The 15,498-nt window shown below is 39.7% G+C and carries 9 protein-coding genes and 1 pseudogene; 3 read left to right on the top strand and 7 right to left on the bottom strand.

All coding sequences use genetic code 11. The annotated features are described in order from the left end of the window. Nucleotides 1-66 precede the first annotated feature (66 nt). Nucleotides 67-717 (top strand): annotated as a pseudogene (locus L6494_RS06420) (amidohydrolase family protein); the annotation flags it as partial. Between the two features lies 1 nt (nucleotide 718). On the opposite strand, the gene L6494_RS06415 reads toward L6494_RS06420, so the two are convergent. The 6 genes from L6494_RS06415 to L6494_RS06390 all read right to left on the bottom strand — a co-directional run bounded on the left by L6494_RS06415 (nucleotide 719) and on the right by L6494_RS06390 (nucleotide 7,271). Then, entirely contained in the window at nucleotides 719-1,636 is a 918-nt protein-coding gene (locus L6494_RS06415; protein ID WP_237992670.1) for a DUF4437 domain-containing protein, read from the bottom strand. 24 nt (nucleotides 1,637-1,660) lie between these two features. Continuing rightward, nucleotides 1,661-2,491, bottom strand: a complete 831-nt coding sequence (locus L6494_RS06410) for an alpha/beta fold hydrolase (protein ID WP_237992667.1) — start codon at nucleotides 2,489-2,491, stop codon at nucleotides 1,661-1,663. Nucleotides 2,492-2,513: 22 nt separating this feature from the next. Next, nucleotides 2,514-3,902 carry a histidine--tRNA ligase gene (gene hisS, locus L6494_RS06405; RefSeq protein ID WP_237992665.1) on the bottom strand — a complete coding sequence of 463 codons (1,389 nt, stop codon included), beginning with the start codon at nucleotides 3,900-3,902 and terminating at the stop codon, nucleotides 2,514-2,516. A gap of 250 nt (nucleotides 3,903-4,152) precedes the next feature. Next, nucleotides 4,153-4,599, bottom strand: coding sequence for a DUF3598 family protein (locus L6494_RS06400; protein WP_237992663.1), 447 nt, complete (start codon nucleotides 4,597-4,599; stop codon nucleotides 4,153-4,155). Nucleotides 4,600-4,677: 78 nt separating this feature from the next. Beyond that, nucleotides 4,678-6,096 carry an aldehyde dehydrogenase family protein gene (locus L6494_RS06395; protein WP_237992661.1) on the bottom strand — a complete coding sequence of 473 codons (1,419 nt, stop codon included), beginning with the start codon at nucleotides 6,094-6,096 and terminating at the stop codon, nucleotides 4,678-4,680. A 131-nt stretch (nucleotides 6,097-6,227) separates the two neighbouring features. Next, nucleotides 6,228-7,271 carry a nitrilase-related carbon-nitrogen hydrolase gene (locus L6494_RS06390; protein ID WP_237992659.1) on the bottom strand — a complete coding sequence of 348 codons (1,044 nt, stop codon included), beginning with the start codon at nucleotides 7,269-7,271 and terminating at the stop codon, nucleotides 6,228-6,230. Nucleotides 7,272-7,596: 325 nt separating this feature from the next. Between L6494_RS06390 and L6494_RS06385 the strand changes: the two genes are divergently transcribed. Together L6494_RS06385 and L6494_RS06380 are read left to right on the top strand one after the other, a co-directional pair. Further along, nucleotides 7,597-9,543: a serine hydrolase gene (locus L6494_RS06385; protein WP_237992657.1), complete on the top strand. Its 1,947-nt coding sequence runs from the start codon at nucleotides 7,597-7,599 to the stop codon at nucleotides 9,541-9,543. Nucleotides 9,544-10,096: 553 nt separating this feature from the next. Next, nucleotides 10,097-11,959, top strand: coding sequence for a response regulator (locus tag L6494_RS06380; protein ID WP_237992655.1), 1,863 nt, complete (start codon nucleotides 10,097-10,099; stop codon nucleotides 11,957-11,959). Between the two features lie 211 nt (nucleotides 11,960-12,170). Here L6494_RS06380 and L6494_RS06375 read toward each other — a convergent pair whose 3' ends face one another. After that, nucleotides 12,171-15,116, bottom strand: coding sequence for a PAS domain S-box protein (locus L6494_RS06375; protein WP_237992646.1), 2,946 nt, complete (start codon nucleotides 15,114-15,116; stop codon nucleotides 12,171-12,173). Nucleotides 15,117-15,498 lie beyond the last annotated feature (382 nt).

Genomic DNA, 15,498 nt, shown 5'->3' with positions numbered 1-15,498 from the left:
TCTGCGTTAAAAACACTCATAAAGCCTTATCCCACTCCAACTGATGCGCCAAACCATACTTAATATAATTTATTGCATCTGAGTTCCCGTAAAGCAATGGAAGCAGCTTTAACTATGCAAACTGCTTTTCCTCATATTAATTTTCGGCGAGAAGTTACTGTTGGGCATTTACTATTAGATGTTGATACCCCTAATGGGACTTGGGCAAAAGTTAACCCCCCTATTCGTCCCCGTGTTGATGTGGAATACTTATGGCAAGCGGTACTCAACCATCAAGTAGATTGGATAGTTAGTGACCATGCTTGCTGTGCTGCGGAACAAAAAATCAGTGCAAAATACCCGAATAATATTTGGTTAGCCAAGTCTGGTTTTGGTGGTACAGAATATTTACTTTCGGGTGTATTCAGTGAAGGTAGTAAGCGGGAAATGTCTTATAACCACATGGCTAAATTACTATCTTGGAATCCGTCACGGCGTTTTGGGTTATTAACTAAAGGTGATATTGCTATTGGTTACGATGCTGATTTGGTGTTAGTTGACCCCGATGAAAGCTTTGTGGTTAAAGCTGCTGAATCAGAATCACAACAAGGTTAAACCCCCTTTGCAGGAATGGAGTTAACAGGAAGAGTTAAGAGTACCTTTTTGCGGGGAAATTTGATTTATGACAATGCACAAGTTTTAGGTTCACCTTGTGGGCGTTATTTAAAAAGACGGTAGATTAATCCCCATTTGCATAGGACAAAACTGTACTAACTTTTGATAAATCTCTATCAACTCTGACAAAAAATAAACCCCCATCAACAGTTCTATGTCTAGGGAAAGTGCTATTACTGGGACAGTAACCTAGGTGATCTTTTGCAAACTGATAATTTCCTATATCACAATATCCAGCTATAGCATATGCTTCTTCATTATATTGCTGAATCATTCCATAGTGACCATCATAATGTGGCAAGATAGCAAGTAGCCAAGTTCCACCACCGTTATTATGTTTCCTTAAAAACTTCTTTTTTGCTACTTCAAATTGAACTGTCTCTGTTTTACCCCAAGGCAACAATTTGCTATCTAATACTGGAATGTATTCACTTAATCTAGCATCTGGATAATTTGTTTCTGCATATTGGTATTGAAGTGGAACAGGCCCATTTTCCATCCAAAGGATCTCTACTTCCTCTTCACCTAAAACTTTCCAGTATTCTACTTTCAACCCTGCGGGAATAAAGGAATAAGAATGTTTATCTAGTCTCCATTCACCAATTTGAATCTTACCAGCAAGAATAAAAATTTCCAAATCGGCTGTAAAGATACCAGGTGGCGCTTCAAATTGTGGTGGTAGCACTACCCTAGAAGTAGATGCACCGCAGTCATGCCAAGTCAGCAATCTTCGTTTGCCTGGTAGTGTATAATCTGGCATTCCATTGATTCGCCATCCTTCTTCTTCAGGCACAGCATTTGTATTAAAAAAATGATACTTGCGAGGTATATACTCTTTAGATATCGCTACTCTTCTTCCTGATAAATTCAAACGTCCTGTACCATCTCCACCCCAATCTTCTTTTACAGAAAATACAGAGAGAAAATCATTAATTTTGTGTTTATCTGCGTGATTAAAATCGCTATTTTGTTCGTTCTCCACTTCATATTCTCCCTTATATATTTTCTACCTGAAATCAACTGATTTTTCATCTAGAAATTCAATTGCTATCTTTGATATTTCTTCAGGTATTTGGTTCATCATGCAGATAGTACCACCTTGAATATCAATCATTTTGGCATGAGGAATTGATCTTACAATGAATTCTCTATTGTCTGCATTAGCAAAACCGAGTCTTTCTAACTGTTTTACATCTTCTGTACCAGACAATATGAGAGTTGGAGCTTTTACTAAACGTAACCTTTCTTCCATTCTTTGGCAGTAATCGATAACAGCCAAAGGTGCATACCAAGGATAGCCGAAACATTTTAAATCATCTAAAACCCAACGATGATTTAACTCAGCAGAACCTATATAATTTGCTCTTGCTAACCATCTTTGTATGAGATGAGAACCGTCAGAGTTTATCTTAAGATTTGCAAATTTATGCGATAAAGCAGCTTTTCCCTCTTCACTAAAGTTATCTATGTTGCATAAGATAATTTTTTTAACTCTCCCAGAATAAGCTGCTGCTACTTCTGCTGCTACGCAAGCACCTGTATGATTTCCAAGAATACTAGTAGTTTCTATTCCTAATTCGTCCATCAGCAAAATAACAGTTTTTGCATAGTCCTCAATTGAATACATTCTCGGCGGTTTATCAGAATCTCCTAGTCCTAAAAAATCCATAGCGATGACTAGTCTTTTTTGAGCAAAGATTGGCATTAACTCGCGGAATTCATCGCTACTTCTGAAGTTCTGATGCAGCAAAAATAGAGGTTCTCCCTCACCGCCCAATCTATAAAGGATTTGCCCATCTTCTGTATCTAAAAAAGCTCGTTTGATTGGTTTATTCATAGCACCCTGATAAATTTATGATTTACATAAGTCTGAGTTTTATTTCCTCTGCTAAATTATCTAAAGCTACTTCTATTTGTTCGCCTGTTTGCAAATCCTTGAGGGATGATTTTTCTGCTGCGGCTTCATCAGCACCAATAATTACACAAAAACGAATACCTTGTTTATCTGCTGCTTGAAATTGTTTACCCAAAGGACGCTTATCAAAGTTAGTCACAACATTAATACCAGCTTGGCGTAACTGTTGGGAAACTTTTAGATAAGTTGGCATTAAGTCTTCTTGCATATTCACTACTACTACCTGTGTTGGCGTTGCAGGTAAGGTTTTGAGAATACCAGCTTTTAGCAGACGACTAATTAAGCGAGTTAACCCAATGGAAATACCCACTCCTGGCATTTTCTCACCCAAGAACATCCCTACTAATTCTTCATATCTGCCACCAGAACAGATACTACCTAAAGCCTCATGCCCGATCAGGGTGGTTTCGTAAACTGTGCCTGTATAGTAGTTTAGACCACGAGCGATCGCTAAATCAATACAAAAACGTTTATCCGGCACTCCCAGATTCCGCACCCCGGCAATTACTGTTTCTAATTCGCTAACACCTAAACTAAATTGTTCACATTCTGGCAAGGTTTGAGAGAGCTTCTTAAGTTTATTTAACACTTCATCAATATCACCATCAATTTTGACAAAATCGATAATCTTTTGTGTCTGTTCTGGATTAATCCCTTCTTTCTCTAACTCTAGTTTAACTTTAGCTTCCCCAATTTTTTCGAGATTATCGATAATACCAACACAAGATTTAATTTGAGTTTCTGATATTTCTAAAGATTGAAAAAATCCCGTTAAAACTTTGCGGTTATTGATGCGAATTACAAAGTCACCAATATTAATTGCCTCAAATATTTCTGTGATGATTGCAGGCATTTGGGCATCATATAACAAACTGAGTTCACGCCGCGCCACAACATCAATATCACACTGACGAAACTGACGAAACCTACCATCTTTTGCCCTTTCCCCTCGAAAAACTACATCCATTTGGTAACGGGCAAAGGGAAAGGTTAATTCGTTGAGGTGACGAGCAATATACGCCGCTAAAGGCACAGTTTGGTCAAACTTTAAAGCCCTTGCTTCTGAACCTGTTTCCCCTGATTTATCTTTTTCAGCTTGGCGATTTGGCGGTAAGATAGGGTCTATACCATAAATAATATTGTCCCCTTGATTACCTTTAGCTTGCAATACTTCTAAACGTTCGATTGCGGGAGTTTCAATAGGTGTGAATCCATAGCTTTCGTAAACTCTACGGATGGTATCTAATAAATATAATTCTAAGCGTTTTTCACTGGGCAGAAATTCAGGAAAGCCACTAGGAGTAGAAAAGTTTATTTTGTCACCTTTTGCCATAAGTCTACCTTTTCAAGTTGCGACTTGAAATTATAACTGATATTTTGTACCCATGCGAATGGAAGTCGCGACTATACAAGCAAAACCCGCCTGCGCGGGTTCAAATACTTTGAGTTTCTATTAGCAAAAATTGTAGGTTGAGTTGACGTAAGGTAGACCCAACACCCATATCCATGCGGGTTTCCGAGATTCATGTTGGGTTGCGCTGCGCTTAACCCAACCTACATTTAATGCTGAAAATAGTAGCTTCTTATTTTAGTCTTTCTTCCTGAATTAGAGTACGTTGGTATATTTGATGATTTTTAAACCAATGCCAAGTGCGGGCGCGATGGTTATTATCTGGACTAATATAAATCATTTCCGATAAAGATATTTCTGGTACTGTTTTGTAAGAAAAGCACAAAATTATGGTAGATTCATCTATCTCCCAAGCTTTTCCTTGAACCCGTTCTGTATCAAACCAAAGGGCTTGATCATGATATGTGCCAGGAAATTGATGTTCTTCTTGTTTACCATCAGCCCACTTATAACGGTTAATTTGGTAGTAGGGATAGGGGCTATTGTCGGGAAATTGACAAGTTAAATGGGATTCATGCTGGTCAATAATTTTTCCTGATGTATCAACTACAGTATATGTACCAATCCAATCACCTTCATGACGGACGAGTACAGGCATTCCTTCACGGATGTTAGGCATGATGCGACTCCTATCGATTAACTATAGCAATCCTATGTGATTTTTTGAATGACTTGGGCTATTGCTTAAAATGAGTTATTACGTATGATCAAACCACCAGGGGTCATTGACAGAATTAGTTTTAATTAAAAATGCCTGTTTTCGCAGAAATCGCTTTATTGCTGCTGTACCCATGCGTGAACCACCCAGTCCTGAAAATTTGAAGGCGTTTTTCTCTCCCTCGTGCATCATGGCAGTTAAAGCCGCATCATTAATACTAATAGCACCAGCATTGATTTGCCGACCAACGGCTAAGGCTTCCTCTTCTGAACCAGCAAACACGGCTGCACTTAGTCCATAAATGGAATCGTTAGCTAAGTATAATGCTTCTTCCACACTGGGAAATGGCATTACAGGCATAATAGGGCCGAAAGTTTCTTCGGTCATCACTTTCATGGAATGATTGACTTGGGTTAACACCGTGGGACGACACCACCAACCACCGCCTAATTCCTCAACTTTACCGCCGCAGTGAATGACTGCACCCTTTTCTACTGCATCCGAGAGATGGTCACTGATGACTGCGGCTTGTCTTTCGGCAATAATTGGCCCAATTTGCCCACTTTCTAGGGTGGGGTAGGCTAGCTGAAGACGATGTGCTTTGGCTATTAGTTGATGATAAAACTCTTCAAATATGGCTTCAGCAACGTAAATTCTTTCAATAGACACACATGACTGACCAGTGTTAACGACTGCACCCCATAAAATAGCTGAGGTGGCTAAGTCTACATTTGCTGATTCTAAAACGATCGCGGGATCTTTGCCTCCCAATTCTAAAAACGCAGGTATAAAGCGTTTAGCTGCGGCTTCTCCCACTTTTCGCCCTGTGGCGACACTACCTGTAAAACAAATTAAATCTACATAATCAATTAAAGCTGTCCCCGTTTCGCCTGTTCCCTCAATAAAAATTAAGACATCCCGTAGATGAGTAATATTATTCAGTGTTGTCAATAAAGGTGCAACAAAACGAGGTGTAGTTGTACTAGGTTTCACAACAACAGCACAACCCGCCAGCAACGCCGGGATAGCATCAATCATCGATAGCAACAAGGGAAAATTCCACGAACTAATTACCCCAACTACAGAGTAAGGTACAGAGGCTTGTTGCAGGGCGATAAAGGGAATGCTGGTATTTTTAGCGGATTCTTGCAGTAAATCTGGTGCTAAATCACACCAACGGTCAATGCTGCTTAAGAAAGAATCTATTTCTAATATAGATATAGATAATCTGCCGGTATCATTTACCAACGCGTCTGTGAGTTGTTGGCGTGTAGATAATATCGCTTGCTTCCATTCCTGTAAGGCTGCAATTCTACCTTCTACACCCAACTGATACCAATGAGTTTGCGCCCTCCGCACCCGGTTACATTGTTGTGCTAGCAACCGAGGCGGCGGCGGAATAATCACATAGTCAAATTTCCCCGTGCGAGGATTACGTACTTCTATAGGATTTGTCATTTTATTAATTCGTAATTCGTAATTTTTTACCAACTCAGCACCGACTAAAAGCCGCGCTACCGCTAACGGAACCGGCTAAACGCCGCGCTACCGCTAACAGCACTTTTCATTATTCTCCAAATCCCTATCTTTTAAATTATTCCTAACTCACTGAGGCGTTCAATGGTTTTCTGCTGAGTTTCCATAAAATGCTTGCGGTCTACTGGTTGGTTTAACATGGTGTTGGCTGGATAAAATGTTGATTGGGTGTAACTTTGGGCGTATAGTTCAAATCGCTGACGGGAAAGTATATTATTTAACCCTGGACGGTGGCGATCGCGTCTTAATGCTACTAAATCTATCTCTGCAAAGGCTGCCATACTCTCCCCTGCGCCTGTTTCGGCTAATATTATGCCGCGATGATCGATAATTTTTGAGCCACCATCTACTGAACCGATGGGTATAGGACTATCAGCTAGTCCGGCGGTGTTGGCTGAGACTACATAAGCCATATTCTCGACGGCGCGGGTGATTTTAGCTGCGTCTTTAGGGGTGAGATTTTTACTATAAACTTCGGAGGTGGAATGTAAGAAAATTTCCGCCCCACGCATGGCTAAACACCGCGCTAATTCTGGGTATAAAATTTCTTCTGATGCCAAAGCCGCTAAGTTACCGATCGCAGTTTTTGCTACGGGGAAAACTCCCTCTAAGCCGTAGCAATCCAGGTATTTATCCCAGACATCATGGGGTGTAGGCGCAAACATAGAATTTAGCCGCCGATAACGCAAGACAACTACACCACTTGGATCGATGACAAAGCAGGTTTGAAAGTATAACCCCGGAAAATTGGGGTCGAGTTCATAGGCGTTTCCAGCTAAAAATATATTATATTTTTGAGCAATTTTACTGAGTAATTCATACTCATAACCATTAATTTCTATACAAGCTTTATTTGCCCAGGCTTCCACAGATTCCCCCATCGGGAAACCCGTGAGGAAATATTCTGGTAAGACAATTAACCGACAATCAGAACCAATAAATGCAAGACTCGCGGCGATTTGCTTTGTCAGGCGGGTGATAGTTTTTTGCATTAGTACGCTGACCTCCTGGCGATCGCTTGCTTGATTGACGGCGTGACAAGTAACTTGCAATGCTAAAGCCCGAAATGAGTCTAGAGGTTGAGTTTGATCTGCCATGCTGTTTGTGAGTGGGGAGTAGAGACACGATGATTGGTATTATTTTCAACTTATTATTTTCTACCGCAGAGCGATCGCACCAGTTTATCGGCTAATTCTTTACCTAACATCTCGCCTGTGTCGGAAGTTCTCTAATTATTTCTGCTGTATCTACTCAACTGTTAAATTTACAACTGCATAAATCTTGGACTTACGCCATATAAATATTCAGAGATAGAATTCAATGATTAAACTTTCAGTAGTTTCTACTAAATAGCCTGTATAGTAGACAAGCTTTTATGATCAGGCTTTACGTATAAATGATTTATTTCAGGAGATATTCAATATGGTTTTGTCTATAAAAAGCCGTCGTCGCTTTATGCAGTTGATGGGGATGAGTTCAGCCGCAATAGTATTGGGTGATTTATTACCCAATCAGCACTCAGTAGCAGTAGCAGCATCATCTGCATGGGTGGCGCGTCATGGGTTAACTTCGGCACGATATCAAAGTGAGTTTAATAAATACACTGCTCAAGGTTATCGTCCGGTGGTGGTAAGTGGTTACACTGTGGGTAATCAAGACCGCTATGCTGTCATCTTTGAGAAAGCAGCTAATGCACCCGCATGGGTGGCGCGTCACGGGTTAACTTCGGCACAATATCAAAGTGAGTTTAACAAATACACCGCCCAAGGTTATCGTCCGGTGCAGGTAAGTGGTTATGCTGTCGGTAATCAAGACCGCTATGCTGTCATCTTTGAGAAAACAGCTAATGCACCCGCATGGGTGGCGCGTCACGGGTTAACTTCGGCACAATATCAAAGTGAATTTAATAAATATACAGCCCAAGATTATCGTCCTGTAGACGTTAGCGGTTACACTGTGGGCAATCAAGACTTGTATGCTGTCATCTTTGAAAAAACAGCCAATGCGCCGGCTTGGGTAGCACGTCACAGAATGACTTCCGCGCAATATCAAAGTGAATTTAACAAGTTCACATCTCAAGGCTACCGCTTAATTAAAGTCAGTGGTTATAGCCTCAACGGTCAAGATAGATATGCAGCCCTTTGGGAAAAATCTGGTAGTGGTGCTTGGGTAGCGCGTCATGGGATGAATTCCCAAGAATATCAAGACGAATTTGAACGCTACTTTTATCAAGGCTATCGTCCGGTGTCGGTAAATGGTTACACTGTCAATGGTGAAGACAGATATGCAGCCATCTGGGAAAGCAAAAACGGTTATAAGTCTTCAGAACTGCAAGCTATTGATCAAACTGTGGCTCAGTTTATGCAAAATTATGATGTTCCTGGTCTTTCCTTAGCAATAGCTAAAGATGGTCGCTTGGTATTAGCTAAAACCTACGGCTTGGCTGACAAATCTACAAAAGAAAGAGTCGCACCCCGTCACCGTTTCCGCATTGCTAGTGTGTCAAAACCCATCACTGCGATCGCAATTATGAAACTGGTGGAGCAAGGCAAGCTAAAATTAAGCGATCGCATTTTCGGTCAAGGTGGCATTTTAGGCACTACCTACGGCACAACACCCTATAAGACCAATATCGATAAAATCACCCTAGAACATTTACTCAGCCATTTAGCTGGCGGTTGGTCTAACAGTAGTAATGACCCGATGTTTTCTAATCCCTCAATGAATCAAACTCAATTGATTAGTTGGGTATTAGATAACCGTCCTTTAGATGACGCGCCTGGAACTAAATATGCTTACTCTAATTTTGGCTATTGTGTTTTGGGGCGAGTAATTGAAAAAGTCACAGGACAAACCTACGAAAATTATGTGAAAACTAATATCCTCAAGCCATCCGGTGTCACCGATGTGCAAATTAGCGGCGATACCCTAGCCCAGAAAAAAGCCGACGAAGTTACCTATTACGGTCAAAATGACGAAAATCCCTATGGGATGAAAGTAGCACGCATGGATGCCCACGGCGGCTGGATTGCTAAACCGATTGATTTAGTTCGTTTGTCTGTGCGGGTAGATGGTTTAAATCCTAAACCTGATATTCTTAGTGCTAGTGCGATCGCTACTATGTATCAAGGCTCAAGTGTCAACTCTGGTTACGCCAAAGGATGGTCTGTGAACAAGTCCAACAACCATTGGCATGGCGGCAGTTTACCAGGAGAGCAAGCATTGATGGTTAATACTAACGATGGGTTCTCTTGGGCAGTGCTAGTTAATACTCGCAGTAAAAAATCAGGCTTCGGCAGTGACTTCGATAAACTTATGTGGCAAATTAAAAGCAAAGTCACCAATTGGCCATCCTTTGATTTGTTTTAAACATAGGTGTATATTTGACATCTCCTCCGACTGGAAGTCAGGAGGATTCTAAACTGATGTTGCTACGGGGTCTGAAAGACCCTCTCCGCAACGTTTACTAATTGATTGTTAAATAACTCAATTAGCTTTGGCACTGTCAAAATGCCCTACCCACCTCGACTAGATTAAATCTAGTTGTATGGCTACTTGAATGTTAGGTGAAATGCGTGAATACGTTTTTGTTACGGAGTTTTTCATCCTATATTCACGCTATTTGATTTTATCATGTTGTCTAATTTATTAGACAATTAGCTTTCATCCCCCGGCTAGAAGCCGGAGGTTCTCAGCATAAGTACGATAGCGTTTCCTAATCACATGAGGTATATAATAGCCCCTTCCTCGCTGCCTCTTAGAGGGGTGGAGTTCTAGTTTTTTTACCCTACAACCCTACACCCGTAATTTAGGCATACAGAACCCCGGTTTCTTCAAGAAACTGGGGTTCTGTATGCTAACTTTGATGAGTTAATATTTAAATTAAAGTTAAAATTTATACTAAAAAACCGGAATATATAAAGTGAAAATTCTGTTGGTACAAGATGACGAACATACAATTTCATTACTTTTAGAAGCACTTTCAACTTTTAATTACCAAATAAAGATAGCCAAAGATGGTCAAACTGGACTGGAGTTAGCAAAAACATTTAATTATGACTTGTTGATTTTAGATGTAATGCTGCCCATATTAGATGGAATTAAAATTTGTCGCCAACTGCGACAAGACAGGTATCAAAGCCCCATTCTCATGCTGACGGACAAGGAAGACACCAATATGCGCGTCACCAGTTTAGAAGCTGGTGCAGATGACTATATTGTTAAACCTTTTGATGTCTCAGAACTCATGGCACGCATTCGGGCATTACTGCGCCGTAGTAGAGCTATTTTAACAACAGTTCTCACCTGGGAAAAGTTACAGTTAGATACCAATACCAAAGAAGTCAATTATGCACATCAGCGTCTGCACCTGACTCCTAAAGAGTATGGGTTATTAGAAATTTTTCTGCAAAATCCCCACAGAATATTTAGTAGAAGTGTATTGCTAGACAGAATTTGGTCATCTGGGGAATTTCCTGGAGAAGAAGCTGTGACAACCCAAATTAAGGGTTTGCGGCAAAAGTTAAAAGCAATAGGCATGACCGCAGATTTGATTGAAACCGTTTATGGTTTAGGTTATCGGCTCAAGCAAGAAGAAAAATCCACACTGCATATTCAAACAATTTCTAGTTCTGATTTAGTCAAAAAACGCCAAGCTGAAGCCAATATTATGGCGATAGTAGCAGAGATGCGGGAAGAATTACTGAAAAGCTTGGGAGAAAAATTTCAGGTATTAGAATTGGCAATTGTTCAATTAGCAAGTGTCATCCCAGAAGAGCAAATCATTCAACAAGCCCAAATGGAAGCACACCGCCTAGCAGGTTCGTTAGGGTGTTATGGCTACCCCGAAGGTTCAAAAATAGCACGGGAGATGGAGTATTTATTAGAAAAACACACTCTGTCATCGCAGGATACATCTGTGCAGTTGGCAGAGTTAGTCAAATTACTCAAACAAACATTGCAGCAACAACCTTTTTCACCTGTCACACCTCAGCCATCTACCATGACATCAGCCCGACTGCTAATTATTGATGATGACAGGGTATTAACTGAACGACTTCGACTAGAGGCCGTAGCTTGGGGTTTTCACGTAGAGGTCGCAGCAAATCCCAAAACAGCCAGAACTTTAATAGCCTTAAATTGCCCTGATGTTGTTTTATTAGATTTATCTTTTGCTGATGACAATGAAAGTGGTTTAACCTTTTTAGCAGAACTGAGTCAGAATCAACCGGAAATTCCTGTTTTGGTTTTTACTAGCAACAATCAATTATCTAAGCGGATAGAAGCCGCACGTTTAGGAGCGCATAGCTTCCTACAAAAAACCATGTCTGGGGCTGAAGTGCTGACTGCTGTCCACACAGCACTCAATCAAAATACCATCACAACTAATACTAAAATTCTCATCGTAGATGATGATCTAACAATCCTCAATCAGGTTAGTAGTTTACTATCACCTTGGGGACTACAAGTAACAACATTATCAAGTCCTCAAAAATTCTGGGAGGTATTAGAGTCTACTAGACCTGAACTGTTGATTTTAGATATAGAGATGCCATATTTCAATGGTATAGAAATTTGTCAAGCAGTACGTAATGACCATCTGTGGAGTCCCTTACCTGTGCTGTTTCTCTCGGCTCATACAGATATAGAAATTCTCTATCAAGTTTACGCAGTAGGAGGCGATGACTACATCAAGAAACCAATTGTAGAACCGGAATTAATTTCTCGTGTCTTAAATCGATTAGAACGGTCACGGCTCAGACAGAAATTAGAAAATAAACATTAGAGGATGTTTGAAAATTCTGTTTCTTTGTCATGTTGTAGCTTGCTTCTCTGTCAGAGTATGCTTTTTCTACATCAATCATAGATTATCTTTTTATGGTTACAAATTACCAGGAGAAATAAGTAGAACGACTTGAAAAAACCAAACTATGTTAAGTAATGTAAAAAATAAGGACTAAAGTCCTTACTACAAACCTTTAATTATTTACGCCGTTCTACTTATGTTGATTTAAAGGGATGGTGATGACAAACTCACTCCCTTCTCCTGGGGTTGAGCAACATTCCAAAGAACCACCATGTTTTACTGTAATAATTTGGTAACTGATTGCTAACCCCAGACCTGTACCTTTCCCTATATCTTTAGTAGTAAAGAAAGGATCAAATATTTGCTGTTTGAATGCTTCTGGTATCCCTAACCCATTATCTGTAATGCTGATTTTGACTTGATTTGACTCTATTAGTTGCGTGCGAATATGAATTTGTGGTTGATTTAAAATTTCATCGTCTATAGCTAATTGTGCAGTATTTTTGATGCTTGACTCTTCCAAAGCATCAATTGCATTAGCCAGAATATTCATAAACACTTGGTTTAGCTGCCCAGCATAACATTCAACTAAAGGGAACTCACCGTACTCTTTAATTATCTGAATTTTTGGGTGTTGATGGTTTTCTTTGAGGCGACTTTGTAGAATCATCAAAGTGCTATCAATACCATCATGGATATTAACAGCTTTCATCTCGGCTTCATCTAAACGGGAGAAAGTTCGTAAAGACAACACAATGTCTCGGATACGTTCTGCTCCATGTTTGACAGATTTTAGCATTCGCGGTAAATCTGATATTAAAAATTCTAGTTCAATAAAATCTGTGAAATCCTCAATTTCTTTGACAGGGGAGGGATAATTTTTTTGGTAGAGTTGCAATAATAAAAGTAACTCTTGTGTGTAATCATTAATGCAATTGAGATTGCCATAAATAAAATTGACGGGGTTGTTAATTTCATGTGCTACCCCTGCAACTAGTTGACCCAAACTAGACATTTTTTCACTTTGAATTAACTGAGTTTGGGTATGTTGTAATTCTTGGAGTGCTTGCTTAAGTTGTCGCGCTTGTTGGCGGAGTTGGGCTTCTGAGTCCCGCAAGGCTACTTCTGCTTGGTTGCGTTCAGTAATATCACGGAAATACCAAATTCTGCCGTAATAGTCTCCTGCACTAGAATATACAGGTGCTGAATATCGCTCAAATATCTTTCCCGACTTTAACTTTATTTCATTATGACTACGTTCTTCTGGATGTTCATATAGATACTCTACCTTAGCTAAAAATTCCTCTGGGTTTTCCAGTTGGTTTAATACCCATCCTAAAATTTGGCGATCGCAACCAGTGTTCATTAACTCCCCAGGAATCTGCCATAATTGACGAAAGCACTGATTGTATGAGGCGATGTTGCGGTTTTCGTCAATCACCAAAATACTATCAATAGAAGCCTCTTGTTGTGCTTTCAGTACAGCATTAGTCCGTTGCATAGCTGCTTCGGCTTGTTTAATTTCAGTGATGTTAGTTGCTGTACCAGTTATACCTATAATACTGCCGTTTTCATCTTTGATGGCGATCGCATTACATAGTAGATTTAGCGTACTACCATCTTTTGCTAACACAACGGTTTCATATTGAGATAATGACTCTCCTGCTAATAGGCGGGGGAAAATATCTAGGTCATTATGAAGTTTTTCTGATGGCGCAAATTCACTATAATGACGACCAATCATTTCTTCTGGCTCATAACCATAGATGTTTTTCACGGCTGGATTTACAAATGTCCAGTATCCTTGAGCATCTATTGACCAAATCACATCTTGTGAGGTTTCTACCAAGTTGCGATACTTGCTTTCACTTGCTTGTAAAGCTTGTTTAGTCTGTATACGCTTAATGCCCAAAGCCACTTCATTAGCAGCTAAATTTAATGCGTCTAGAACTGATTCTGGCAAAGCTTGACGAGAAAACATCGCCATTACACCAATCAAATTACCATCCAAAATTAGAGGATATCCGGCAAAAGCAACCATACCCTGCTGTTTTGCCCAGGCTTTATCACCTACGCGGGGGTCTGTTAAAACTTCATTTGTCAGGTGAGGTTGGCGTTCTTGGGCAATTAATCCGATTTTGAACATACCCACGGGAACACGACCATGTGCGCCATCAATATGAGTATACATTCCCGAACTAGCCTGGAGTTCCAGCACGTTTTCTAGTTCGTTCAGTGTCCAAATGCGGGCAAAGGCAGCATTTAGGTGCTGTACCATTGCATCGGTACAGCACTTGAGAGTTGTTTGTAAATTGTAACTTTGGGTGATTGCATGATTTATCTCCACCCGAAAAGCTGCTAAAGATGCTTTTTCAGTTAATGCCACTTCTGCTTGTTTACGTATAGTAATATCTTGGACTGTCCCCAAAATTCCTACAACATTACCTTCAGTATCTTTGAGGGGGATTTTATTAGTTTCTAACCACAATGGTCTGCCATCGACTGGCTGTTGACACTCGACAATCTCAGATTCGGCAGTATGAGAATACATCAATGACTGCAAGTCTTTTGCACAGGCTAGGCGTACACATCTCTGAAACGAATCAGCCTCTTCTGTGATCCAAGGTAGTTCGTAGTCGCTTTTATTTATAATTTCACTGGGGGAACTTATCCCTACTACCTCAGCAAATTTTTGGTTACAGCCTGAATATACAGAATCACGGTTTTTCCAAAAAATCCCTTGGGGAATACCATCCATTACGGCTTGTAATAGCTGTTTGGAAGCGTGGAGTTCATCTGATATTTGCTTATATTTTGTAATGTTATGAATAGTACCAACCAGAAATTTATTGTTTGCTTTATCCTGAAATAAACATTTTTTAGTGACTACCCAGTGTGTCATGCCATAAGCATCAGTCAACTTTTCTTCCTGTTCTGAATTAATATGTTGTGTAAAAATTAATTCGTCGTTTTTCCGTAATATATCAGCTTCTATTTCTGGCAGAAAATTATCATAAGTTTTACCAATTAATTCTTCCCGACTATATCCCATTAACTGACAATAGGCATCATTAACTAATATCAATCTATGTTGACGATTTTTCACAAAAATCGCGTCAGATATAGCGTTAAACATTGAGATTTTACACTCTGTAGATATATGATATTGCTGTTGGTTTTGATTATACTGAGGCTTGTTTGAAGTATATGTTTTTACCATACTTGAAGCATTTAAGTAAATTTATTGAATCTAATTTTATAATCCAAATGTATTTATATGCAGTATTAACTACTAGATAATCTAATTTAAAATTGAAAAATGAGGAAAATCTGAGTAATATTAAAATTTCTTTGATAAGTAGAACGGTGTAAATAATTAAAGGTTTGTAGTAAGGACTTTAGTCCTTATGAGAGGACTAAAGTCCTTACTACGAACTAAATGCAATTTTTTTTACATTACTTTACATAGTTTGGTTTTTTCAAGTCGTTCTACTTACTTTTGCTTGGGAGTAGGCAGT

This window comes from Nostoc sp. UHCC 0870 (assembly GCF_022063185.1).
Taxonomy (GTDB): Bacteria; Cyanobacteriota; Cyanobacteriia; order Cyanobacteriales; family Nostocaceae; genus Trichormus.
Note: the sequence above shows the minus strand (reverse complement) of the source record. Positions and strands in the feature narration are given on the sequence as shown.

Coding starts and splice junctions, on each gene's coding strand:
- L6494_RS06395 (WP_237992661.1), bottom strand. CDS start 6,096: ATGACAAATCCTATAGAAGTACGTAATCCTCGCACGGGGAAATTTGAC.
- hisS (WP_237992665.1), bottom strand. CDS start 3,902: ATGGCAAAAGGTGACAAAATAAACTTTTCTACTCCTAGTGGCTTTCCT.
- L6494_RS06410 (WP_237992667.1), bottom strand. CDS start 2,491: ATGAATAAACCAATCAAACGAGCTTTTTTAGATACAGAAGATGGGCAA.
- L6494_RS06400 (WP_237992663.1), bottom strand. CDS start 4,599: ATGCCTAACATCCGTGAAGGAATGCCTGTACTCGTCCGTCATGAAGGT.
- L6494_RS06390 (WP_237992659.1), bottom strand. CDS start 7,271: ATGGCAGATCAAACTCAACCTCTAGACTCATTTCGGGCTTTAGCATTG.
- L6494_RS06385 (WP_237992657.1), top strand. CDS start 7,597: ATGGTTTTGTCTATAAAAAGCCGTCGTCGCTTTATGCAGTTGATGGGG.
- L6494_RS06375 (WP_237992646.1), bottom strand. CDS start 15,116: ATGTTTAACGCTATATCTGACGCGATTTTTGTGAAAAATCGTCAACAT.